Annotated in this window: 19 protein-coding genes; 16 read left to right on the top strand and 3 right to left on the bottom strand. The window is 68.4% G+C overall.

The annotated features are described in order from the left end of the window. Positions 1-2: 2 nt before the first annotated feature. Complete coding sequence (locus tag CJ010_RS03005) at positions 3-1,109, bottom strand: GTP-binding protein (protein WP_141016665.1); 1,107 nt, start codon at positions 1,107-1,109, stop codon at positions 3-5. 161 nt (positions 1,110-1,270) lie between these two features. Between CJ010_RS03005 and CJ010_RS03000 the strand changes: the two genes are divergently transcribed. Both CJ010_RS03000 and CJ010_RS02995 read left to right on the top strand, forming a co-directional pair. Then, on the top strand, positions 1,271-1,906 hold the full coding sequence (locus CJ010_RS03000) for a LysE family translocator (protein ID WP_141016664.1): 636 nt from the start codon (positions 1,271-1,273) through the stop codon (positions 1,904-1,906). Positions 1,907-1,925: 19 nt separating this feature from the next. Further along, positions 1,926-3,740 (top strand): ABC transporter ATP-binding protein/permease, encoded by a 1,815-nt coding sequence (locus tag CJ010_RS02995; protein ID WP_141016663.1) that lies wholly within the window; start codon positions 1,926-1,928, stop codon positions 3,738-3,740. 3 nt (positions 3,741-3,743) lie between these two features. On the opposite strand, the gene CJ010_RS02990 is transcribed toward CJ010_RS02995, so the two are convergent. Next, positions 3,744-5,546: a diguanylate cyclase domain-containing protein gene (locus tag CJ010_RS02990; RefSeq protein ID WP_168224890.1), complete on the bottom strand. Its 1,803-nt coding sequence runs from the start codon at positions 5,544-5,546 to the stop codon at positions 3,744-3,746. A gap of 143 nt (positions 5,547-5,689) precedes the next feature. Here CJ010_RS02990 and CJ010_RS02985 point away from each other — a divergent pair, with 143 nt between their 5' ends. From CJ010_RS02985 to CJ010_RS02940, 10 genes are all read left to right on the top strand, one after another. Then, positions 5,690-7,429, top strand: coding sequence for a cation:proton antiporter (locus CJ010_RS02985; RefSeq protein ID WP_141016661.1), 1,740 nt, complete (start codon positions 5,690-5,692; stop codon positions 7,427-7,429). 11 nt (positions 7,430-7,440) lie between these two features. Next, positions 7,441-9,351 (top strand): ATP-binding protein, encoded by a 1,911-nt coding sequence (locus CJ010_RS02980; RefSeq protein WP_141016660.1) that lies wholly within the window; start codon positions 7,441-7,443, stop codon positions 9,349-9,351. Beyond that, positions 9,348-10,688: a sigma-54 dependent transcriptional regulator gene (locus tag CJ010_RS02975; protein ID WP_141016659.1), complete on the top strand. Its 1,341-nt coding sequence runs from the start codon at positions 9,348-9,350 to the stop codon at positions 10,686-10,688. Before CJ010_RS02980 ends, CJ010_RS02975 begins: the two co-directional genes overlap by 4 nt. A gap of 201 nt (positions 10,689-10,889) precedes the next feature. After that, entirely contained in the window at positions 10,890-11,789 is a 900-nt protein-coding gene (locus tag CJ010_RS02970; protein ID WP_141016658.1) for a transporter substrate-binding domain-containing protein, read from the top strand. A gap of 100 nt (positions 11,790-11,889) precedes the next feature. Beyond that, positions 11,890-12,627, top strand: coding sequence for an amino acid ABC transporter permease (locus CJ010_RS02965; RefSeq protein ID WP_141016657.1), 738 nt, complete (start codon positions 11,890-11,892; stop codon positions 12,625-12,627). A gap of 2 nt (positions 12,628-12,629) precedes the next feature. Beyond that, positions 12,630-13,310, top strand: coding sequence for an amino acid ABC transporter permease (locus CJ010_RS02960; RefSeq protein WP_141016656.1), 681 nt, complete (start codon positions 12,630-12,632; stop codon positions 13,308-13,310). A 43-nt stretch (positions 13,311-13,353) separates the two neighbouring features. After that, positions 13,354-14,082 (top strand): amino acid ABC transporter ATP-binding protein, encoded by a 729-nt coding sequence (locus CJ010_RS02955; protein ID WP_141016655.1) that lies wholly within the window; start codon positions 13,354-13,356, stop codon positions 14,080-14,082. An 82-nt stretch (positions 14,083-14,164) separates the two neighbouring features. Then, positions 14,165-15,265, top strand: coding sequence for a type II asparaginase (locus CJ010_RS02950; protein WP_141016654.1), 1,101 nt, complete (start codon positions 14,165-14,167; stop codon positions 15,263-15,265). 139 nt (positions 15,266-15,404) lie between these two features. Then, complete coding sequence (locus CJ010_RS02945; RefSeq protein ID WP_141016653.1) at positions 15,405-16,805, top strand: aspartate ammonia-lyase; 1,401 nt, start codon at positions 15,405-15,407, stop codon at positions 16,803-16,805. A 24-nt stretch (positions 16,806-16,829) separates the two neighbouring features. Then, positions 16,830-17,804, top strand: coding sequence for an asparaginase (locus tag CJ010_RS02940; protein WP_141016652.1), 975 nt, complete (start codon positions 16,830-16,832; stop codon positions 17,802-17,804). Positions 17,805-17,825: 21 nt separating this feature from the next. On the opposite strand, the gene cysB is transcribed toward CJ010_RS02940, so the two are convergent. Then, on the bottom strand, positions 17,826-18,767 hold the full coding sequence (gene cysB / locus CJ010_RS02935; RefSeq protein ID WP_141016651.1) for an HTH-type transcriptional regulator CysB: 942 nt from the start codon (positions 18,765-18,767) through the stop codon (positions 17,826-17,828). A gap of 187 nt (positions 18,768-18,954) precedes the next feature. Between cysB and CJ010_RS02930 the strand changes: the two genes are divergently transcribed. The 4 genes from CJ010_RS02930 to CJ010_RS02915 are packed head-to-tail and all read left to right on the top strand — an operon-like array spanning position 18,955 to position 22,769. After that, on the top strand, positions 18,955-19,734 hold the full coding sequence (locus tag CJ010_RS02930; protein WP_141016650.1) for a sulfite exporter TauE/SafE family protein: 780 nt from the start codon (positions 18,955-18,957) through the stop codon (positions 19,732-19,734). Between the two features lie 59 nt (positions 19,735-19,793). Then, the gene (locus CJ010_RS02925) at positions 19,794-21,476 is read left to right on the top strand and encodes a nitrite/sulfite reductase (RefSeq protein ID WP_141016649.1); all 1,683 of its coding nucleotides are present in this window, start codon (positions 19,794-19,796) and stop codon (positions 21,474-21,476) included. Then, positions 21,469-22,002, top strand: coding sequence for a DUF934 domain-containing protein (locus CJ010_RS02920; protein ID WP_141016648.1), 534 nt, complete (start codon positions 21,469-21,471; stop codon positions 22,000-22,002). Before CJ010_RS02925 ends, CJ010_RS02920 begins: the two co-directional genes overlap by 8 nt. Next, positions 21,999-22,769, top strand: a complete 771-nt coding sequence (locus tag CJ010_RS02915; RefSeq protein WP_141016647.1) for a phosphoadenylyl-sulfate reductase — start codon at positions 21,999-22,001, stop codon at positions 22,767-22,769. Before CJ010_RS02920 ends, CJ010_RS02915 begins: the two co-directional genes overlap by 4 nt. The last annotated feature ends 67 nt before the right edge of the window (positions 22,770-22,836 follow it).

Raw genomic sequence — 22,836 nt, 5'->3', positions numbered from 1 at the left:
ACCTACGCCGGTTCGCCCGCCACCGGCACCCCGGCCACGCCGAAGAAGATGCTCTCCAGCTCGCCGCGCGGCAGGTCGCGCACGATGAACACCAGGCGGCTGCGCTGGTCGTTGTAGGGCGGCTTGTCCGGCCAGGCGGGCAGGCTGGTGGGCGGATAGGCGACGTGCTGCACGCACTGCACCACCCGCGGCAGCGGATCGCCGACGATGTTCATCAGCCCCTTCACCCGCAGGATGCGCTCGCCGTAGACCTGCAGGATGAGGCCGAGCGCGTCGCTGAAGCCGAACCAGGTGAGCGGCGCGTCGAAGGTGAACACATAGCTGGTGACGCCGTCGTCGTGGCGCGGCGCATGGCCGCCGGCCGCCGCGCCGCCCGGCTTGCGCCAGCTGATGGCCGCTGCCGCGGCACGCGCCGCGGCCGCACGCGTGCGCTCCTCGCCCAGCCAGGCCGCCACGTCCGGGATCTTGCCGGCGGCGTCGTACAACCCGCAGCCGAACATCACCGCCGGCGCCACCTCGCCGCGCTCGACCTCGACCTGCTGCGCCGCCGGATTGAGCTGCGCCAGCCGCTCGGCCAGCGCCGCGCGCAGCTCTGGCGTGGCGAGGTCGCATTTGGTGAGCAGCAGCCGGTCCGCCATCGCCACCTGGCGCATCGCCTCGCGGTGCCGGTCGAGCTGGCCGTCGGCGTGGGTGACGTCCACCGCGGTGATGACGCCGTCGCAGCGGTAGCGCTCGGCGATGAAAGGCTCTTCCATCAGCGTCGAGATCACCGGCGCCGGGTCGGCCAGCCCGGTGGTTTCGATCAGCACGCGACGCACCGGCTTGATCTCGTGATGCAGCGCCTGCATGAAGAGCCGCTTGAGTGCCTTCACCAGGTCGCCCTGCACGCTGCAGCAGATGCAGCCGGAATCGAGCACCATCAGGGTGTCGTCCACCTTCTCGACCAGGTGGTGATCGACGCCGACCTCGCCGAACTCGTTGATCAGCACCGCACTGCCTTCCATCTCGGGCTGGCGCAGCAGGTGATTGAGCAGCGTGGTCTTGCCGGCGCCGAGAAAGCCGGTGAGGACGGTGACGGGGATGCGGCGGTCGGTGGTGTCGGCGGTCATGGCGGCAGCGGAGCGATGCGGGGAAAGACCCGCATCTTACGCAGCACGCGGCGGGCTGCGCCAAGCCTGTGCGCAATCGGTCCGGACAAGACCCTGCCGCCACCGCGTTTGACGCCACCCCGCGCGGGCAACAGAATCTGCCCTCCTCCGCGGACACCGACATGCCCACCATCGATACCCTTGCCGCCTTTCTCGCCATCTCGGTGGTGATCACCCTCGCCCCCGGGCCGGACAACCTGATGGTGCTCGGCCACAGCCTGGCGCGCGGGCGGCTGGCCGGCTTCGGCATCGCGCTCGGCTGCGCGCTCGGCTGCTTCACCCACACGCTGTGGGCGGCACTGGGCGTGAGCGCGGCCCTGGCGTCCTCGCCCGCGGTCTTTCTCGCGCTCAAGCTCGCCGGCGCCGCCTGGCTCGCCTGGCTGGGCATGCAGGCCCTGCGCTGTGCCGCCGCGCCACGGCTGGACCGGGTTGCGGCCGCGCGCGCGCCCTGGCTGCGCGATGTGCGCCGCGGTTTCGTCGCCAACGCGATCAATCCCAAGGTGGCGCTGTTCTTCCTCGCCTTCCTGCCGCAGTTCGTGCAGGCCGACGCCGGTCACGCCACGTTGCAGATGGTGGTGCTGGGCAGCGTCTTCGCCGCGCAGACGGTGCTGGTGTTCGGCGGCTTCGCGCTGGCCGCCGGCACCCTTGGCCGCGCCATCGCCCGCCGCCCCGCTGCCGGCGCCTGGCTGGACCGCATCGCCGGCCTGCTCTTCATCGGCCTCGCCGTCCGCCTCGCCGCGGACGACGGCCCTCTCTGAATACAACAAGACCCCCGCCATGAGACACGCCGTCCCCGCCCCCCTGCCCGCGCCCGCCACCGGCGAGCGCCACGACTGGCAGACGCTGAAAAGCCTCGTCCCCTTCATCTGGGCCTACAAGGGCCGGGTGATCTTCGCGCTCGGCTGCCTCATCGCCGCCAAGGGCGCCAACGTCACCGTGCCCATCATCTTCAAGCACCTGGTCGACGCGCTCACCATCACCCCGCAGCAGGCGCTGATCGTGGTCCCGGCGGCGCTGCTGCTGGCCTACGGCGTGCTGCGCTTCTCGACCTCGTTGTTCACCGAGCTGCGCGAGATCGTGTTCGCCCGCGTCACCCAGCAGGCGGTGCGCGAGATCTCGCTGCGGGTGTTCCGCCACCTGCACGCGCTCAGCCTGCGCTTCCACCTCGAACGCCAGACCGGCGGCCTGACCCGCGACATCGAGCGCGGCACCCGCTCGATCGGCTCGCTGATCAGCTACACGCTGTATTCCATCCTGCCGACGCTGGTGGAGATCGGCCTGGTGGTGGGCATCCTGCTGGTGCAGTACGACGCGGTGTTCGCGCTGATCACGCTGGGCACGCTGAGCTTCTACATCCTGTTCACGGTGAAGGTGACCAACTGGCGCACCGCGCTGCGGCGCCAGGCCAACGAGCTGGATTCGGCCGCCAACGCGCGCGCGATCGACAGCCTGCTCAACTTCGAGACGGTGAAGTACTTCAACAACGAGGCCTTCGAAGCGCACCGCTACGACGAACAGCTGCAGAAATGGACGCGGGCGCAGGTCAAGAACCAGTATTCGCTGTCGGCGCTCAACATCGGCCAGGCCGCGATCATCGCCGTCGGCGTCACCGCGATGATGTGGGCGGCGGCCAGCCGCGTCGCCGCCGGCAGCATGACCCTGGGCGACATCGTGCTGGTCAATGCCTTCCTCATCCAGCTCTACATCCCGCTCAACTTCCTCGGCGTGATCTACCGCGAACTGCGCCAGGCGCTGACCGACATCGAGCGCATGTTCGGCCTGATGCACGAACACCGCGAGATCGCCGACGCCCCCGACGCCCACGCCCTGCCGCCCGGCCCCGCCAGCGTGCGCTTCGAGCAGGTGAGTTTCGCCTACGACGCCAAGCGGCCCATCCTGTTCGACGTCGATTTCGAGATCCCCGCCGGCAGCACGGTGGCGGTGGTGGGCCATTCCGGCTCGGGAAAGTCGACGCTGGCGCGCCTGCTCTACCGCTTCTACGACGTGCAGGGCGGCGCCATCCGGGTCAATGGCCACGACCTGCGCGGCCTCACCCAGGACAGCCTGCGCGCCGCGATCGGCATCGTCCCGCAGGACACGGTGCTGTTCAACGACACCCTGTTCTACAACATCCAGTACGGCCGCCCGACCGCCAGCCGCGACGAGGTGGAGGCCGCCGCCCGCGCCGCCCAGTTGGAGGACTTCATCCGCCGCCTGCCCGACGGCTACGAGACACGCGTCGGCGAACGCGGCCTGAAATTGTCCGGCGGCGAGAAGCAGCGGGTGGCGATCGCGCGCGCGCTGCTCAAGAACCCGGCCATCCTGATCTTCGACGAGGCCACCTCGGCGCTGGACTCCAAGACCGAGAAGGCCATCCAGGCCCAGATCGAACTCGCCGCCGCCGGCCGCACCGCGCTGGTCATCGCCCACCGGCTCTCCACCGTGATGGACGCCGACGAGATCATCGTGCTCGATCAGGGCCGCATCGCCGAGCGCGGCCGCCACACCGACCTGCTGGCGCAGGACGGGCTTTACACCCAGATGTGGCTGCTGCAGCAGCAGGAAACCGACAGCGTGGAAACGACGGGCTGACGCTCAGCCCCCGGCAGGCCCACCACCGGTGATGCCGATGTGCTCGCCCGAGGTGGCGTGCTTGACGCGGTACATCGCGCGGTCGGCGGCCCGCAGCAGCTCGTCGAGCGAACCCCCGTGGTCGGGGAAGACGGCGATGCCGATGCTCACGCCGACGCGCAGGCGATGCTCGCCCTGCACCAGCGGCTCGACCAGCGCATCCTGCAGCTTCAGCGCCACGCCGCGCGCGTCGTCCACCGACAGCACCTGGCCCAGCAGCACCACGAACTCGTCGCCGCCGATGCGCGCCACCGTGTCGCTCTCGCGCACGCTGTGCTGCAGGCGTTCGGCGATGCCGCACAGCACCCGGTCGCCGACCGCATGGCCGTGGGTATCGTTCACCGGCTTGAAGCCGTCCAGATCGAGATAGAGCAGCGCCATCCGGTGGCCCATGCGGCGCGCCAGTTCGGCCGCCTGCTGGTAACGGCTGGCGAGCAGCACCCGGTTGGCGAGCCCGGTGAGGCTGTCGTGCAAGGCCAGATGACGCACCCTGGCCTCGAGGCGCTCCTGCTCCGACACATCGACCATGATGCCGACCAGGCCGCCGATCGCGCCCGAGGGATTGCGGTGCACGCCAGCACGCACGTCCAGTGTGCGCTGCATGCCGTCGCGGTCGGTCAGCCGCACCCGTTCGTGCTGCAGCGCCATCTGGACGTCGCCGTCGCCGGCAAGATGGCCGTCGGCCAATAGCGTGGCGGACCGCAGGCGGGCGCCGCCGTCGGGATCGATCTGCACCAGTTCGGTCCAGTGCAGGCCGAGGCTGGACGGCAGGTCGCGGCCGGTGATCTGGTACCACGCCGGATTGAGGTAGATCACCCGGCCGGCGGCGTCGGTGCGGAACAGCACGTCGCGAATCTGCTCGGCCAGTTCACGGTAGAGCTGCTCGGATTCGGTCAGCCGCAGGTCCATGGTGCGCAGCTTGAGCACCATCAGCACGGTCACCATCGCCAGCAGCACGGCCGCGCCGCGCGATGCCCACACCGGGCCGTTGACCGGCGGCTCGTCGAGCGGCAGCGCCGCCATCCGCCAGTGGCCATTGAGCACCTGGATGTCGAGGCCGATGGTGCGCTCGTCGCGGAACAAGGCCTCGTCGCCCCAGAACACCGCCCCGTTCGCCCCAAGGCCATCGACGCCGCGCAGGGCGATGCGGTAGCGCAGATTCGAATTGGAAAGCCCGGACTGGGCCAGCAGTCCGTCGAAGTCGATAGGCGTGCTCATCAGCCCCCAGTAGGGGCCGCTGCGCGGTGCCGCCCCCGGCGGCGACAGGAAGATCGGCACCCGGTGGATCAGCGCCCGGCCGCCCTGCACCAGCTCCACCGGCCCCGCCAGCACCGGCTGGCCGAGCGCGAGCATGCGCCGGGTGGCCGCACCCTGCACCGGATGGTTGAGCAGGTCGAGCCCGAGCGCGGCCTCGTTGCCCTTGAGCGGATAGACCATGTCGATGACGTTGGCGGGCGCCAGCGTGATGTTGCGCAGCAGGCTGCGCTCGGCCATCAGCTCGCGGGCCAGCGCCTCGAACTCTGCATGCTCGATGCCGCCGTGCACCGCCACATGGGCGATCAGCCCCGCCGACAGGTTGATCGCGCCGTTCAGCCGGCCTTCGAGCTGAGCGCGCAACCCGGACAGCTCGCTCAGGCGTTCGGTCCGCCAGCGTTCGTGCAGGCGCGCCTCGATCAGGCTGCCGGCGAAAAGGACGAGCGCCGCCGCCGCCACCCCGAGGGCGGCGAACAGAATGCTCGTCCACGATTGTAAGGATCGGCGCTGCATGCTCTCCCTGAGGTTTCCCCTGCTCGGCTTGTGCCTTTTTTCAGCCATTGTGGCAGCGTGCCGCGCGCTTGTCTCAGCTCATCCGCAGGCGCCAGCGTGATCCATTACACTCTCGCTCCACACTCGAGCCGCAGCGCTTCCGCATGGACGCCCACGAAGCCTTCCCGTTCCTGAAAGAGACCATCCTCTTTCTCGCCCTGTCGGGCATCCTGATTCCGCTCCTCGCCCGCCTGCGCATCAACCCGGTGCTCGGCTTTCTCGCGGTCGGGACGGTGCTCGGGCCCTATGGTCTGGCAAGCTTCGCCACCGACCAGCCCTGGCTCGGCTACCTGACCTTTCCGCGTCTGGAAGACGTCGAGGTGCTGGCCGAGCTCGGCGTGATCTTCCTGATGTTCATGATCGGCCTGGAGATGTCGGTGGACCGGCTGTGGTCGATGCGGCGCCAGGTATTCGGCCTCGGCACGCTGCAAGTGGTGCTGACCGCGCTGCTGATCGGCGGCATCGCCCGCGCCTTCGGCAACGGCACCGAGGCCTCGGTGATCCTCGGCCTGGTGCTGTCCTTCTCGTCCACCGCCATCGTCATGCAACTGCTGATCCAGCGCGGCGAACTCGGCGGCCCGCTCGGCCAGTCGGCCTTCGCCATCCTGCTGCTGCAGGATCTGGCGGTGGTGCCGCTGCTGGTGCTGCTCAGCATCCTCGGCGCCGGCAACAGCGGCGAGAGCTTCCCGCTGCTGCTCGGCATGGCAGCCGCCAAGGGCCTGGTCACCGTCGGCCTGATCTACCTCGTCGGCCGCCGCCTGGTGCGGCCGGTGTTCCACCAGATCACGATCAGCCGCCAGCCCGACACCTTCATGGCGCTGACCCTGCTCACCACCCTGGGCGTCGCCGCGCTGACCTGGACGGCCGGTCTGTCGATGGCGCTGGGCGCGCTGCTGGCCGGGCTGATCATCGCCGAGACCGAGTTCCGCCACGAGGTCGAAGTCACCATCGAGCCCTTCAAGGGTCTGCTGATGGGCCTGTTCTTCCTCTCGGTGGGCATGGGCATAGACCTGCGCGCGCTGATCGCCGAGCCGCTCTGGATACCGCTGGCGGTGGCCGGCCTGATGGCGATCAAGGGCGTGGTGGTGTTCGTGCTGCTGCGCGTCTTCGGACTGTCGTGGGGGCGGGCCGCCGAAGGCGGTTTCCTGCTGGGCCAGGGCGGCGAATTCGCCTTCATCGTGATCGGCCTGGCGCTGTCCTTCAAGCTGCTGCCGCGCGACGTCGGCCAGTTCATGCTGCTGGCGGTCGGCCTGTCCATGCTGGCAGCCCCGGTGGCAGCACGGCTCGGCCGCGATCTCGGCATCGCCCTCGACCGCCGCCGTCCGCCGGAAGCCGCCGAGGAGCTCGAGTTCGGCGAGCTGCGTGGCCACGTCATCATCGCCGGCTACGGCCGGGTCGGTCAGATGGTGGGGCAGATGCTGGCCGAGCAGGGCATAGCCCACGTCGCGGTGGAAAACGACGCCAAACTGGTCGCACTGCAGCGCAAGGCCGGCGCTGCGGTGATCTACGGCGACGCCAGCCGGCCCGAGCTGCTGCGCAAGCTGCACCTGGACCGCGCGCTGGCGGTGGTGCTGACCATGGACCACACCGCCGCCGCCGTCCATGCCGTGAAGGGGATACGCCGCACCCAGTCGCAGATCCGCATCATCGCCCGCGCCCGCGACGAGAAACACGCGCTGACGCTGCGCGAAGCAGGCGCGTCGGTGGTGGTGCCGGAGACGCTGGAATCCGGCCTCAAGCTCACCGGTTCGGTGCTCGAAACCCTGGGCGTGCCGGCCGACGCCGCCAGCCGCCTGCTCGAGCAGGAGCGCGAACGGCGCATCGTTGCCTTCCGCGAGGCTTGAGCAAGCCAGCCATGGACGCCACCGCCCCCCAACCCCGCGACGCGCCCGGACACCGGCTGCAGCGTCACGATCCGCTGATCCTCGCGCTGTGCGTGGTGCTGATCAGCCTGGCCGGGCTGAGCGGCTATCGCCTCGGCGAGCACTTCGGCATGCGCGCGCTGCGCATCGAGGCCAGCCACCGCCTCGACCTCGGCGCAGCAGCCATCGATGGCGTAGTGAACCGCTACGCCCACATCCCGGCCACGGTGGAGCTGTCCGGCGAGGTGATCGGCCTGCTGCGCGATCCGGCCAGCCCGGCGCGCGCGCAGGCGGTCAACCGCTACCTCGAACGGCTCAACCGCCACATCGGCAGCATCGCGATCTTCGTCCTCGACCGCCAGGGCATCGTACGTTCGGCCAGCAACTGGGCGCGCGACGACAGCTTCATCGGCGAGGACCTCACCTTCCGGCCCTACTTCCAGACCGCCATCGAAGGCCGCCCCGGCCGCCATTTCGCCATCGGCACCACCCGCGGCGATCCGGGCTATTTCGTTTCGCACCCGATCCGCGACGGCAACGAGACCATAGGCGTGGCGGTCATCAAGATCGGGCTGGGCGGCCTGGAAGAAACCTGGCTGTCACTGGGCGCACCGGCGCTGATCACCGACGAGAACGGCGTCGTCATCCTCACCGCGGTGCCGGCCTGGCTGTATCGCTCGCTTGCACCGCTGCCGCAGGCGATCCAGGCCGAGGTCGCAAGCAACCGCCTCTACAACGACCGCCCGATCGAACCGCTGGAGCTCAGCCTCGACCCGACCGCGGGCGAGACCGGCACCGAAATCCGGCTCGACCGCCGTATCGCCCTGCCGCCCGAGCTGCCGCGCAATTCCGGCCACTATCTGGTGCAGGCGCGCCAGTTGCCGGACACCGGCTGGCAGCTGCTGGTGTTCTCCGACCTCACCGCGGTGCGGCACCAGGCGGTCAGCCAGGCGGCGCTGGCGCTGATCGGTGCCGCCTTCCTGGTGCTGCTCGGCGTATTCATCGCGCAGCGCCGCCGTATCGCCCGCCAGCGTCTCGATGCCCAGCGCCTGCTCCAGCGCGCCAATGCCGAGCTGGAGAACAAGGTTGCCCGCCGCACCCGCGCGCTGACCGAATCGATCGCCCGGCTGCGCAAGGAGGTGGCGGTGCGCCAGCACGCCGAACAGACCCTGCACGCCGCCCAGGACGAACTGGTGCAGGCCGGCAAGCTGGCGGTGCTGGGCCAGCTCGCCACCAGCGTCACCCACGAGCTGACCCAGCCGCTGGGCGCGATGCGCACGCTGGCCGGCAACGCCATCGAGTTCATGCGCCGCGGCGACCAGGCCACCGCCGGCAAGAACCTCGACATCATCGGCCGGCTGGCCGACCAGATGGCGAGCATCATCACGCCGCTCAAGACCTTCGCCCGCAAGTCGCCGGCGGTGCCGGCCGAAGTCGACGTCGCCCATGCGGTGGGCAACGCGCTCTTCCTGCTCGAACAGCGGCTGCGCAGCGCGGACATCACGGTGGACAACGCCTGCAGGCCGGGCGATGTGATCGCCTGGTGCGACCAGAACCGGCTCGAGCAGGTGCTGATCAACCTCGTCGGCAACGCCATCGACGCGATGCGCGGCCAGCCGCGGCGCGAACTCTCCATCAACGCCGCGCTGCATGCCGACGGCCGCATCCTGCTGCGCATCGGCGACACCGGCTGCGGCGTGCCGGAAGCGCTGCGCGGCCGCCTGTTCGAACCCTTCTTCACCACCAAGCCGGCCGGCGAGGGCCTCGGCCTCGGGCTGGCAATCTCGCGCGACATCGTGCGCGAGTTCGGCGGCGATCTGGTCGCCGACAACCGCGCCAGCGGCGGCACCTATTTCACCCTTTTCCTGAATCCGCCCGCGCGGCAGGAGTCCTCCGCATCATGAGCTCTCCACTCCATGTCCTCGTCATCGAAGACGATCCCAATGTGCGGCTCGGCTGCGAGCAGGCGCTGCAGCTGGCCGGCATCACCGTGGACAGCGTCGGCTCGGCCGAAGCCGGGCTGCCCAGGCTGGCCCCCGGCTTTCCCGGCGTCGTCGTCACCGACATGCGCCTGCCGGGCGCCGACGGCCTCAGCGTGGTGCGCCGCGCCCACGAGCTCGACCCCGACCTGCCGGTGATCATGATCACCGGCCACGGCGACGTCACCCTCGCGGTGGAGGCGATGCGCAGCGGCGCCTACGACTTCATCCAGAAGCCCTTCACGCCCGACCTGCTGGTGGAAGTGGTGCGGCGCGCGCTCGACAAGCGTGGCCTCGCGCTGGAAGTGGTGGAGCTGCGCCGCCGGCTGGAGCAGCGCGAGGGGCTGGACGCCGCGCTGATCGGCCGTTCGCCGCAGATGGAGCGGCTGCGCCGGCTTATCCTCGACGTCGCCGGGCAGACGGTGGACGTCCTTATCCACGGCGAGACCGGCACCGGCAAGGAACTGGTAGCGCGCTGCCTGCACGACCGCGGCCCGCGCCGCAAGGCCAACTTCGTCGCGCTCAACTGCGGCGGCCTGCCCGACAACCTGCTCGACAGCGAACTGTTCGGCCACGAGGCCGGCGCCTTCACCGGCGCGCAGAAACGCCGCGTCGGCAAGATCGAGCACGCCAGCGGCGGCACGCTCTTCCTCGACGAGCTGGAGAGCATGCCGATGGGAGTGCAGATCAAGCTGCTGCGGGTGCTGCAGGAGCGCGTAATCGAACGCCTCGGCTCCAACCAGCTTCTGCCGGTCGACACCCGCGTCGTCGCCGCGACCAAGGACGACCTGCTCGAACTCGCCGGGCAGGGGAAATTCCGCGCCGACCTTTACTACCGGCTCAACGTCGTCACCATCGAGCTGCCGCCGCTGCGCGAACGCCGCGAGGACATCCCGCTGCTGCTCGAATACTTCCTGCTGCAGGCCGCGCAGCGCTTCGAGCGGCCGCTGCCAGCGGTGAATCCGGAGCAGATGAACCGGCTGATGGCGCACGGCTGGCCGGGCAACGTGCGCGAGCTGCGCAACGTCGCCGACTGTCTGGTGCTGGGCGTGGCCAACGCGGTGCTGGCCACCGGCGGCGATGCCGCGGGCAATGCGCTGTCGCTGTCCGAGCAGGTCGAACACTTCGAGCGCAGCCTGATCGACGCCGAGCTGCGCCGCCAGGGCGGCAACCTCAGCCGCGCCGCCGAAGCGCTGCACGTAGCCAAGACCACCCTGCACGACAAGATCCGCAAGTACGGGCTGGGCACGCGGGAATTCTGAGCCTCCCATGTTCGGATTTCCGAACGCCTGCGAGGCCCGAAATCCGGCATTCCGAACGCGCACTCCGGGTCTACCCTCAGCATCTCCAGTCGAATCAGGCGTCTAGGATAAGGAAGGGCGCTGGCACGTTAGCTGCATATGTACTGGCCTAACGGGCGCCCCTTTTCGTCCGCATCCTCGAACTTCGACTGGAGACCGGTAATGCGTAAATCCCTCACCCTGCTCACCCTGTGCCTGTCCATGGCCGGCCTGGCCGCGCCCGTCCACGCCGCCGAACTTACCGGCACGCTCAAGAAGATCAAGGAATCGGGCACGATCACCGTGGGCCACCGCGAATCGTCGGTGCCCTTCTCCTACCTGGACGCCGAGCAGAAGCCGATCGGCTACGCGATGGACCTGTGCGCCAAGGTGGTCGATGCGGTGAAGAGCGAGCTCAAGCTGCCCAAGCTGGAGGTGAAGTACCAGGCAGTGACCTCGCAGAACCGCATCCCGCTGATGCAGAACGGCACCATCGACATCGAGTGCGGCTCCACCACCAACAGCGTGCAGCGCCAGCAGCAGGTGGGCTTCAGCGTCAATTACTTCGTCACCAGCGTGCGCATGGCGGTGCGCAAGGATGCGGGCGTCAAGGACATCGGCGACCTCTCCGGCAAGCCCGTCGCCACCACCACCGGCACCACCTCGGACGCGCTGATCAAGCAGAACGAGAAGGGCAAGTCCATCGACGTGCGCAACATCTACGGCAAGGACCACGCCGACTCCTTCCTGATGGTGGAGAGCGGCCGCGCCGCCGCCTTCGTGATGGACGACATCCTGCTCGCCGGCCTGATCGCCAGTTCCAAGAACCCGGCGGCCTTCGAGATCGTCGGCCCCTCGCTGCGCGACGAACCCTACGGCGTGATGCTGCGCAAGGACGACGCCGAGTTCAAGGCGGTGGTCGACAAGGCACTGGTTGCACTGATGAAGTCCAGCGAGGCCACCGCGCTCTACAACAAGTGGTTCATGCAGCCCATCCCGCCGCGCAACGTGAACCTCAACTTCCCGATGAGCCCTGCCACCAAGGCGGTGTTCGACAATCCGACCGACAAGGGCGTCGAGTAAAGACAAACCGGGCGGGCGGCGAGCGTCGCCCGCGCCGGGCTCTACCCCCGACAACCCCCGCGCCGCCTGCCGCCGGCGGCGCCCCCTTGAGAGGATTCCCATGAACTACCACTGGGACTGGGCCTTCTTTTTCCAGGAGACCGACGACGGTCTCAAATACTACGACTGGGTGATCTCCGGCATGGGCTGGACCACCGTCGTCGCAGTTTCCGCACTCGTCATCGCACTGCTGGTCGGTTCGGTGCTGGGTGTCATGCGTACCACGCCCAACAAGGTGCTGGTCGCCATCGGCGACACCTATGTGGACGTGTTCCGCAACGTGCCGCTGATCGTGCAGCTGTTCATGTGGTTCTTCGTCGTGCCCGAGCTGGTGCCGGAGAAGATCGGCCTGTGGATGAAGCAGGATCTGCCCTACTTCGTCACCGCGGTGATCGGTCTCGGCCTCTACACCGCGGCGCGCATCGCCGAGCAGGTGAAGTCCGGCCTCAATTCCCTCGCCCGCGGCCAGCGCTTCGCCGGCCTCGCGCTCGGCTTCACCGAGTGGCAGACCTACCGCTACGTGCGCCTGCCGATGGCCTACCGCATCGTGCTGCCGGCGCTCACTTCCGAGGCGATGAACATCTTCAAGAACTCGGCGGTGACCTACGCGGTAGGCATCCTCGAGCTCTACTTCCAGTACAAGCAGATCATCGAGAAGACCTCGCAGGTGCTCGAGATCACCATCGTCGTGACGCTGACCTACTTCATGCTCGCCTTCACGATGAACCGCCTGCTCGCCTTCATCGAGAAGCGCACGCGGGTGCCCGGCCTGATCACCGGCAGCAACGGAGGGCGCTGATCATGGGTGACTTCGAATTCGGCATCATCGCCGACAACTGGCGTTTCCTCGCCGAGGGCCTGCGCTACACGCTGCAGGTGACGGTCGTCGCCACCATCGGCGGCATTTTCATCGGCACCCTGCTGGCGCTGATGCGGCTGTCGTCGATCAAGCCGCTGCAGTGGTTCGCGGTCGGCTACATCAACCTCTTCCGCAGCGTGCCGCTGGTGCAGGTGATCCTCGCCTTCTACCTGATCATCCCGCTGGTGCTGCAGATGATCACCGGCCAGTCGATGCCGATCGGCGCGGAAAGGTCGGCCTACTTCACCTTCACCGTGTTCGAGGCCGCCTACTTCGCCGAGATCATGCGCTCGGGCATCCAGTCCATCCCGCGCGGCCAGATCGGTGCCGGCTATGCGCTGGGTTTCACCTACGGCCAGACCATGCGCCTGGTGGTGCTGCCGCAGGCCTTCCGCAACATGCTGCCGGTGCTGCTGACGCAGACCATCGTGCTGTTCCAGGACGTGTCGCTGGTGTACGCGATCGGCGCGACCGACTTCTTCGGCGCGGCCGACAAGATCACCCAGCGCGACCTGCGCCCGGTGGAAATGTATACGACGGTGGCGGTGGTCTATTTCGTCATCTGCTTCAGCCTGTCGCGGCTGGTGAAGCGGCTGCAGGCCCGCATCGCCATCATCCGCTGAACGCACTTACCCAATTCTCACTGCATTCCCGGAGCATCCCGACATGATCGAGATCAACAACGTTTCCAAGTGGTACGGCAGCTTCCAGGTGCTGACCGACTGCACCACCGAGGTGAAGAAAGGCGAGGTGGTGGTGGTGTGCGGCCCGTCCGGCTCGGGCAAGTCGACGCTGATCAAGTGCGTCAATGCGCTCGAACCCTTCCAGCAGGGCAGCATCAAGGTCAACGGCATCGCCGTCGAAGACCCCAAGACCAACCTGCCCAAGCTGCGCTCGCAGGTGGGCATGGTGTTCCAGCATTTCGAGCTGTTCCCGCACATGACCATTACCGACAACCTGGCGATCGCCCAGATCAAGGTGCTCGGCCGCAAGCGCGAAGAGGCGATGGAAAAGGGCCTCAAGCTGCTCGACCGCGTCGGCCTCAAGGCCCATGCGCAGAAGTTCCCCGGCCAGCTCTCCGGCGGCCAGCAGCAGCGCGTGGCGATCGCCCGCGCGCTGGCGATGGACCCGATCTGCATGCTGTTCGACGAGCCGACCTCGGCGCTCGACCCGGAGATGATCAACGAGGTGCTCGACGTCATGGTCGAACTCGCCCGCGAGGGCATGACCATGATGTGCGTCACCCACGAGATGGGCTTCGCGCGCAAGGTCGCCCACCGGGTGATCTTCATGGACCGCGGCGCCATCGTCGAGGATGCCGCCAAGGACGAGTTCTTCGGCCAGCCGCGCTCCGAGCGCGCCCAGAGCTTCCTCGCCAAGATCCTGCAGCACTGATCCGGCCATCCGAAGCCGGACACCCCCAACCCCAGCCCGCGCGCCGGCGGCCCCCAGCCGTCGGCGCACACCAGGAGATCCCATGATTTCGACGCCCTCCCGGCTGCGCAGCCTGCTGCTGCCCGCCCTCGCCGCCGCCTCGCTGCTGCTGCCGCCCGCCGCCCAGGCGCGTGAAGCCGCCGCCCCCGCCCGCCTCGCCAAGGTGGTGATCCTCGCCACCGGCGGCACCATTGCCGGCGCCGGCGCCGACGCCGCCTCCAGCGCCACCTACCAGGCCGCCAAGGTACCGGTGGACAAACTCGTGGCCGGCATCCCGGAACTCAAGAACATCGCCGAGGTGCGCGGCGAGCAGGTGTTCCAGATCGCCTCCGAGAGCTTCACCAACGAGCACCTGCTGCAACTCGGCCGCCGCGTCGCCGAGCTGAGCCGCAGCAGCGATGTGGACGGCATCGTCATCACCCACGGTACCGATACCCTGGAAGAGACCGCCTTCTTCCTCAATCTGGTCGTCCGCAGCGACAAGCCGGTTGTGGTGGTGGGTTCGATGCGGCCGGGCACCGCGCTGTCGGCCGACGGCGCGCTCAACCTCTACGACGCTGTCGCGGTGGCCGCCAGCGCCGACGCCCGCGGCAAGGGCGTACTGGTGACGATGAACGATGAGATCCACAGCGGCCGCGACGTCAGCAAGGCGGCCAACATCCGCCCCGACGCCTTCAAGAGCCCGTGGGGCCCGCTCGGCATGGTGGTCGAAGGCAAACCCTACTGGTTCCGCCTCCCCGCCAAGCGTCACACGGTGAATTCGGAGTTCGACATCGCCCGCATCGAAACCCTGGCGCCGGTTGAAATCGCCTACGGCTACGGCAACGTCAGCGACACCGCCTACAAGGCGCTTGCGGGCGCCGGTGCCAAGGCCATCATCCACGCCGGCACCGGCAACGGCTCGGTGTCGAACCGGGTGGTGCCCGGCCTGCAGGCACTGCGCGCGCAGGGCGTGCACATCATCCGCTCGTCGCGGGTGGACGGCGGCGGCTTCGTGCTGCGCAATGCCGAACAGCCCGACGACAAGTACGACTGGGTGGTCGCCCACGACCTCAACCCTCAGAAAGCGCGCATCCTGGCCGCGGTGGCGCTGACCGCCACCAGCGATAGCAAGGACCTGCAGCGCATCTTCTGGGAATACTGATACGCAAGGACATCCGGCGCCCGGTGTGCCGGATGTCACACCCCGGCACGGCCCGGCGGCTGCGCTGCGCACTGCCGGCCGGCCCTGCGGTCGAACACCGCAAGCGGCGCATCCGACGCTGCGATGACAAGGAGGCAGCATGCACACCACCCGTATCGAGCACGACCTGCTCGGCGACCGCGAAATCCCCGCCGATGTCTACTGGGGCATCCACAGCCTGCGCGCGCTGGAAAACTACCCGATCACCGGCAAGCCGATCGGCGCCTACCCGGAACTGGTCAAAGCGCTGGCGCTCGTCAAGCAGGCCGCGGCACGCACCAACCACCAGCTCGGCCATCTCGACGAAGGCCGCTTCCATGCCATCGACGAGGCCTGCCGCGAGATTGCCGAAGGCCGGCTGCACAACCAGTTCGTGGTGGACGTGATCCAGGGCGGCGCCGGCACCTCGACCAACATGAACGCCAACGAGGTGATCGCCAACCTCGCGCTGGAAAAGCTCGGCTGGCCCAAGGGCCACTACAAGGAGCTGCATCCGATCAACCATGTGAACATGAGCCAGAGCACCAACGACGTCTATCCGACGGCGCTGAAGCTGGCGGTGGTGTTCGCGATCCAGGGCCTGCTCGACGCGATGGAAACCCTGCGCCTGGCCTACATCGCCAAGGCGGAGGAGTTCAAGGACATCCTCAAGATCGGCCGCACCCAGCTGCAGGACGCGGTGCCGATGACGCTGGGCCAGGAATTCTCGACCTATGCGGTGATGATGAAGGAAGACATCGCCCGCCTGCGCGAGGCGATCTGCCTGATCCAGGAGATCAATCTCGGCGCCACCGCGATCGGCACCGGCATCAACACCGACATCCGCTACGCCAAGATGGCCACCGAGCACCTCGCCGAACTCTCCGGCGTCAAGCTGGTGCCGGCCGAGAACCTGATCGAGGCGACCCAGGACACCGGCGCCTTCGTCCAGCTCTCGGGCGTGCTGAAGCGCATCGCCTGCAAGCTCTCCAAGGTGTGCAACGACCTGCGCCTGCTGTCGTCCGGCCCGCAGGCGGGCTTCAACGAGATCAACCTGCCCGAGCGCGCCGCCGGGTCGTCCATCATGCCGGGCAAGGTGAACCCCATCATCCCGGAAGTGGTGAACCAGATCGCCTTCGAGGTGATCGGCAACGACGTCACCATCACCATGGCGTCCGAAGGCGGCCAGTTGCAACTCAACGCCTTCGAGCCCATCATCGGCCACTCCCTGTTCAAGAGCATCGAGCATCTGGAAGCCGGCTGCCGCACCCTCACCGAGAACTGCGTGCGCGGCATTACCGCCAACCGCGAGCTGCTCGCCGAGCGGGTACGCACCTCGGCCGGACTGGCGACGGCGCTCAATCCCCTGATCGGCTACGAACACGCCACCTGGGCCGCACGCGAGGCGCTCAAGACCGGCCGCAGCGTGACCGAACTGGTGCTCGAACGCGGCCTGGCCGACAAGGAAACCCTGGAACGCACCCTGCGCCCGGAAGTGCTGACCGCACCGCGGGCAAGCTGAAACCCACCGAGACCACCGCCGCCCGTGAGCCGCAAGCCCGTCATCGCCCTCGTCGCCACCGGCGGCACCATTGCCGGCCGGGCGGATTCCGCCACCGACACCACCGCCTACACCGCCGGTACGCTCGGCGCCAACGAGCTGGTGGCGGCGGTGCCCGGCCTGGGCGACATCGCGGAACTGCGCGCCGAAACCCTCTTCAGGGTAGACAGCAAGGACATGACGCCCGGCCACTGGCTGACGCTGGCACGGCGGGTGGCCGAACTGGCGGAGCAGGCGGACGTGGACGGCGTGGTCGTCACCCACGGCACCGACACCCTGGAAGAAAGCGCCTTCTTCCTCCACCTCACCCTGACCACCGACAAGCCGGTGGTGTTCACCGCGGCGATGCGGCCGGCGAGCGCACTGTCGGCCGACGGCCCGATGAATCTCTACGGCGCGGTGCGGGTGGCGGCCTCGCCCGCCTTCCGCGGGCTGGGCACGCTGGTGGTGATGAACGACCGCGTCTACAGCGCCCGCCACGTCGCCAAGCAGCACACCCGCGCGGTGGATGCCTTCGGCGCCACCGACGGCGAGCCGCTGGGCTGGGCCAGCCCGCCGACGCTGGCCCGGCGGCCGGCACGCACCGAGCACGGCGACGTGCCGCTGGCTGGACTGGACACTGCAAACTGGCCGCCGGCGGTCGAGATCCTTTACGTCGGCGCCGGTTCGTCGCCCGCGCTGCTGGCGGCCTGCCGTCAGCTCGGTGCGGCTGGCGCCATCCTCGCCCTGCCGGGCAACGGCAGCATGCCGGCGAGCTGGATGGGCGAGATCGAAGCCGCCATCGCCGCCGGCTTCCCGCTGGTCCGAGCCAGCCGTGTTCCGGCTGGTGCGGTCTCGCCCCACGACGGCCTGCCCGGCCTGCTGTGCGCCGACGGTCTGTCGCCGGTGAAGGCGCGCGTCGCGCTGATGCTGAGCCTGGCGCAGGCCGATCCGGCGGTCTTCGTCCGCATCGCCGGCTGACAGCCGCCGCACCGCGCCGCCTTACAGCCCGGCGTCGGTGCCGCCGCCGGCCAGCGCCGTCTCCACCATGCGCCGCGTCAGGTGCGGCGCGAACAGCTCGACGAAGGCATACACGTAGCCGCGCAGCCAGGCGCGCCGGCGCAAACCGATGCGGGTGGTACTGGACTCGAACAGGTGGGCGGCATCGATCATGCCGAGCTTGCGGTCCTCTTCCGGATCGTAGGCCATGCGCGCCAGGATGCCGATGCCCAGGTCCATCGACACATAGGTCTTGATCACGTCCGAGTCGAGCGCGGTGAGCACCACGTTGGGCTTGAGGCCGCGGCCGAGGAAGGCCTTGTTGATCTGGCTGCGCCCGGTGAAGGCGTCGTCGTAGGTGATCAGCGGATAGCGCGCGATCGCCTCCAGTGTCAGCGGCTGCTCGCGCAGGATGGGATGGCGCGGCGACGCCACCACACAGCGGTTCCACTGGTGGCAGGGCAGCATCACCAGTTCGTCGTACTCGGCGATGGCCTCGGTGGCGATGGCGATGTCGGCCGAACCGTCCAGCACCATCTCGCACACCTGGCGCGGACTGCCCTGGTGCAGCGACAGCTTGACCTGCGGATACAGGCGCATGAATTCGCGCACCACCGGCGGCAGCGCATAGCGTGCCTGGGTGTGGGTGGTGGCGATCGACAGGCTGCCGGCAGACTCGTTGGAGAACTCGTCGCCAACCTGCATCAGGTTGTCCATGTCGCGCAGCATGCGTTCGGCGATCGCCAGCACCGCGCGGCCCGGTTCGGTCACGGCCACCAGGCGCTTGCCGTGGCGGGTGAAGATCTCCACCCCGAGCTCGGCCTCGAGCAGACGGATCTGCTTGGAGACGCCCGGCTGCGAGGTGAACAGCGCCTCGGCCGCATCCGAGACGTTGAGCCCGCGGCGGGCCACCTCGTGGATATATCTCAGCTGCTGCAGGTTCATCTCAGTATGCGCCGAGCCGTCTCAAGCATGCTGACGCCCCCTTGGAGGGCTGCGAGCGTAGTGAGCGTGGAGGTTGTTTCATCTCAGCATCCTTAATAACCAATTCTTCTTAAAGTCTAACGCGAAACCGCTTTTTGAACTAAACAAGCTCATTTACGATGCGCCGCAACATCAAGGACCTGTACCCATGGACTTCGCCTACACCGTTGCCGGATTTGCAGTTGGCGCCATCGTCGGCCTGACCGGCGTCGGCGGCGGATCGCTGATGACGCCGCTGCTGGTGCTGCTGTTCGGCATCCACCCGTCGGTCGCGGTCGGCACCGACCTGCTCTACGCCGCCATCACCAAGGCCGGCGGCACCGTCGCGCACGGACTCAAGGGCACGGTGGACTGGACGGTGACAAGGCGGCTCGCCACCGGTAGCATCCCGGCCGCTGCGCTGACGCTGGTGCTGGTGGGCAGCTTCGCTCCCGGCGGCATCGACGGCGCGGCCGGGCTGATCAAGGGGGCGCTCGGCGTCGCACTGCTGCTGACCGCCGTGGCCATCATCTTCCGCAAGCAGATCCAGGCCTACGCGGTAGCCCGCTTCGGCGGCCAGCCCAACCCGAAGCGCACCGCGAGGCTGACGGTGCTGGTCGGCGCGGTGCTCGGCGTACTGGTGTCGATCTCGTCGGTGGGTGCCGGCGCGCTCGGCGTCACCGCGCTGTTCTTCCTGTATCCGACCATGCCTGCGCTGCGCATCGTCGGCTCCGACATCGCCCACGCGGTGCCGCTGACGCTGGTGGCCGGCATCGGCCACTGGATGCTGGGCAGCGTCGACTGGTTCCTGCTCGGCAGCCTGATCGTCGGCTCCCTGCCGGGGATCTGGCTGGGCAGCCATATTTCCACCAAGGTGCCGGACCGGGTGCTGCGCCCCATCCTGGCAACGATGCTGGTGCTGGTGGGCGCCAAGCTGATCGGCCACTGATACCACAAGCGGCCACTGCACCACCCGCAGCACAGACCGAACTCAACGAGAGAGACGCGATGTACCGATACGACGAATACGACCAGCGCCTGGTGGACGAACGGGTGGCGCAGTTCAGCGACCAGACCCGCCGCTACCTCGCCGGCGAGCTGTCCGAGGACGAGTTCCGCCCGCTGCGCCTGCAGAACGGCCTCTACATCCAGCGCCATGCGCCGATGCTGCGCATCGCGGTGCCCTACGGGCTCTTCTCCAGCGCCCAGCTGCGCAAGCTCGCGCACATCGCACGCCACTACGACCGCGGCTACGGCCACTTCACCACCCGCCAGAACATCCAGTTCAACTGGCCGGCGCTCGAGAAGGTGCCGGAAATCCTCGCCCAGCTGGCGACGGTGCAGATGCACGCGATCCAGACCTCGGGCAACTGCATCCGCAACATCACCTCCGACCCCTACGCCGGCGTCGCCGCCGACGAGCTGATCGATCCGCGCCCGTGGTGCGAGATCCTGCGCCAGTGGAGCAGCTTCCACCCGGAATTCGCCCACCTGCCGCGCAAGTTCAAGTTCGCGGTGAACGGCGCCGAGGAAGACCGCGCGGTGATCCAGGCCCACGACATCGGCCTGGACGTGGTGAAGAACGCCGCCGGTGAAGTCGGCTTCCGCGTGCTGGTCGGCGGTGGCCTCGGCCGCACCCCGATCATCGGCGAGGAAATCGCCGCCTTCGTGCCGTGGCAGCACATCGTCACCTACTGCGAATCCATCCTGCGGGTGTACAACCTGCACGGCCGCCGCGACAACAAGTACAAGGCGCGCATCAAGATCCTGGTCAAGGCGCTCGGCATCGAGGAGTTCCGCCGTCAGGTCGAGGCCGAATGGACCTTCCACAAGGACGGTCCGTCGACCCTGACCGCAGCCGAAGTCGCGCGCGTCGCCGCCCACTTCGTCGATCCGGCCTACGAAACCCTGCCGGCGACCGATGTCGGCTACGCCAGCCTGCTCGCCGAGAACAAGCCCTTCGCCGCCTGGGTGAAGCGCAACGTGCGCGCCCACAAGGTGCCGGGCTACGCCAGCGTCACCGTGTCGCTGAAGAAGACCGGCGTGCCGCCGGGCGACATCACCGAATCGCAGATGGACCTGCTGGCCGACCTGGCCGACGCCTACAGCTACGGCGAGGTGCGCGCCACCCACCAGCAGAACCTGGTGCTGGCCGACGTGCGCCAGTCCGACCTGTTCAAGGTCTGGCAGACGCTGCGCGATGCCGGCCTGGCGACGCCCAACATCGGTCTCTTGACCGACATCATCTCCTGCCCGGGCGGCGACTACTGCGGCCTGGCCAATGCCAAGTCCATCCCCATCGCCAACGCCATCCAGGAGCGTTTCGACAACCTCGACTACCTCTACGACATCGGCGAGATCGAGCTCAACATCTCCGGCTGCATGAACGCCTGCGGACACCACCACGTCGGCCACATCGGCGTGCTCGGCGTCGATAAGAACGGCGAAGAGTGGTACCAGGTGACCATCGGCGGCGACCAGGGCAACAAAGCCGCCATCGGCAAGGTGATCGGCCCGTCGTTCGCCGCGCACGAGATGCCGGACGTGGTGACCCGCCTGATCGAAACCTATCTCGCCAACCGCCATGAGGACGAGCGCTTCGTCGATACCGTGCGCCGCATCGGCATCGAACCGTTCAAGGCCCATGTCTATGGCAATCGCCAGACCGAAAAGAAGGTGGCCCATGCCTAAAGTGATCCGCAACCGCCGCGTCGAGGACGACGCCCGTCAGATCGTCCGCCTCGCCGAAGGCGTCACCCCGGAAACCGTCTCCATTCCCGCCGGCCCGGTGCTGGTGCCGCTGGCCGTGTGGCAGGCGCGCACCACCGAACTCGCCGCCCGCGGCGACGTCGGCGTGTGGCTGGACGCCGCCGAGGGCGCCGAACTGATCGCCGCCGACCTGCCTAAACTGGCCGCGGTGGCGGTCAACTTCCCGGCCTTCACCGACGGCCGCGGCTATTCCACCGCCGCGCTGCTGCGCACCCGCCACGGCTACACCGGCGAGCTGCGCGCGATCGGCGACGTGCTGCGCGACCAGTTCCAGGCCTATGTGCGCTGCGGCTTCGACACCCTGCAGCCCAACGACGGCCGCTATACCGACGCCCAGCTGGAAGCGGCGATCGCCAGCCTCGGCGACTTCAGCGTACCCTACCAGGGCGCGGTGGACGAGCCGCGTCCGCTGTGGGCGCGGGCGCAACGCGAGGTACGCGCATCATGAGCGGCGCGGTCTCCCTGCTGCGCCCCGCAGCCACCAACCCGGCGACCCGCCCCGAGCTGACCGAGGCCCTGCGCGCCAGCGTCGCCGCCAAGGCCGCGGCCGCGCGCGAGCTGCTGGCCGCCGCGGTGGCCGAACTCGGCGCCAATGGCGAGATCACCTTCGCCAACAGCTTCGGCGCCGAAGACATGGTGCTGACCGACCTCATCCTGGGCGGCAAGCTGCCGATCGAGATCTTCTCGCTCGACACCGGCCGCCTGCCGGCCGAAACCTATACGCTGATGGGCGAGGTCGAGCAGCGCTACGGCACGAAGCTGAAGGTGTTCTTCCCGGATGCCACGGCGGTCGAGCAGTTCGTCCGCAGCGAGGGCATCAACGCTTTCTACGACTCGGTGGAACTGCGCAAGGCCTGTTGCGGCATCCGCAAGATGGAGCCGCTGCGCCGCGCGCTCGCCGGCAAGAAAGCGTGGGTGACCGGCCTGCGCGCCGCGCAGTCGGTGACGCGCACCGGCCTCGCGCTGCGCGAGTTCGACGCCGGCAATGGGCTGGAGAAGTTCAACCCGCTGTCCGACTGGACGGAGGCCGAGGTGTGGGCTTATATCCGGATGAACGAGGTGCCCTACAACGCGCTGCACGACCAGTTCTACCCGAGCATCGGTTGCGCGCCTTGCACGCGCGCGATCGCGCTGGGCGAGGACGTCCGCGCCGGCCGCTGGTGGTGGGAAGATCCGGCCTCCAAAGAGTGCGGCCTGCACGTCAAGAAGAGCTGACCATGAACGCATTGAGGCACAATCCGCCTTCCGTCATGCATCGCCTCCTTGCGCTGTGTGCCGGGCT

Origin of the sequence: Azoarcus sp. DD4, from assembly GCF_006496635.1 — a bacterium.
Taxonomy (GTDB): domain Bacteria; phylum Pseudomonadota; class Gammaproteobacteria; order Burkholderiales; family Rhodocyclaceae; genus Azoarcus.
This window is presented reverse-complemented; position numbering and strand designations above follow the sequence as displayed.

Excerpts from the sequence above, each read along its gene's own strand:
- CJ010_RS02960 (WP_141016656.1), top strand. The coding sequence starts at position 12,630 with ATGGGTGACTTCGAATTCGGCATCATCGCCGACAACTGGCGTTTCCTC.
- CJ010_RS02990 (WP_168224890.1), bottom strand. The coding sequence starts at position 5,546 with ATGCAGCGCCGATCCTTACAATCGTGGACGAGCATTCTGTTCGCCGCC.
- CJ010_RS02915 (WP_141016647.1), top strand. The coding sequence starts at position 21,999 with ATGAGCGGCGCGGTCTCCCTGCTGCGCCCCGCAGCCACCAACCCGGCG.
- cysB (WP_141016651.1), bottom strand. The coding sequence starts at position 18,767 with ATGAACCTGCAGCAGCTGAGATATATCCACGAGGTGGCCCGCCGCGGG.
- CJ010_RS02985 (WP_141016661.1), top strand. The coding sequence starts at position 5,690 with ATGGACGCCCACGAAGCCTTCCCGTTCCTGAAAGAGACCATCCTCTTT.
- CJ010_RS02955 (WP_141016655.1), top strand. The coding sequence starts at position 13,354 with ATGATCGAGATCAACAACGTTTCCAAGTGGTACGGCAGCTTCCAGGTG.
- CJ010_RS02930 (WP_141016650.1), top strand. The coding sequence starts at position 18,955 with ATGGACTTCGCCTACACCGTTGCCGGATTTGCAGTTGGCGCCATCGTC.
- CJ010_RS02945 (WP_141016653.1), top strand. The coding sequence starts at position 15,405 with ATGCACACCACCCGTATCGAGCACGACCTGCTCGGCGACCGCGAAATC.
- CJ010_RS02975 (WP_141016659.1), top strand. The coding sequence starts at position 9,348 with ATGAGCTCTCCACTCCATGTCCTCGTCATCGAAGACGATCCCAATGTG.
- CJ010_RS02920 (WP_141016648.1), top strand. The coding sequence starts at position 21,469 with ATGCCTAAAGTGATCCGCAACCGCCGCGTCGAGGACGACGCCCGTCAG.
- CJ010_RS02965 (WP_141016657.1), top strand. The coding sequence starts at position 11,890 with ATGAACTACCACTGGGACTGGGCCTTCTTTTTCCAGGAGACCGACGAC.
- CJ010_RS02995 (WP_141016663.1), top strand. The coding sequence starts at position 1,926 with ATGAGACACGCCGTCCCCGCCCCCCTGCCCGCGCCCGCCACCGGCGAG.
- CJ010_RS03000 (WP_141016664.1), top strand. The coding sequence starts at position 1,271 with ATGCCCACCATCGATACCCTTGCCGCCTTTCTCGCCATCTCGGTGGTG.
- CJ010_RS02925 (WP_141016649.1), top strand. The coding sequence starts at position 19,794 with ATGTACCGATACGACGAATACGACCAGCGCCTGGTGGACGAACGGGTG.
- CJ010_RS03005 (WP_141016665.1), bottom strand. The coding sequence starts at position 1,109 with ATGACCGCCGACACCACCGACCGCCGCATCCCCGTCACCGTCCTCACC.
- CJ010_RS02980 (WP_141016660.1), top strand. The coding sequence starts at position 7,441 with ATGGACGCCACCGCCCCCCAACCCCGCGACGCGCCCGGACACCGGCTG.
- CJ010_RS02950 (WP_141016654.1), top strand. The coding sequence starts at position 14,165 with ATGATTTCGACGCCCTCCCGGCTGCGCAGCCTGCTGCTGCCCGCCCTC.
- CJ010_RS02970 (WP_141016658.1), top strand. The coding sequence starts at position 10,890 with ATGCGTAAATCCCTCACCCTGCTCACCCTGTGCCTGTCCATGGCCGGC.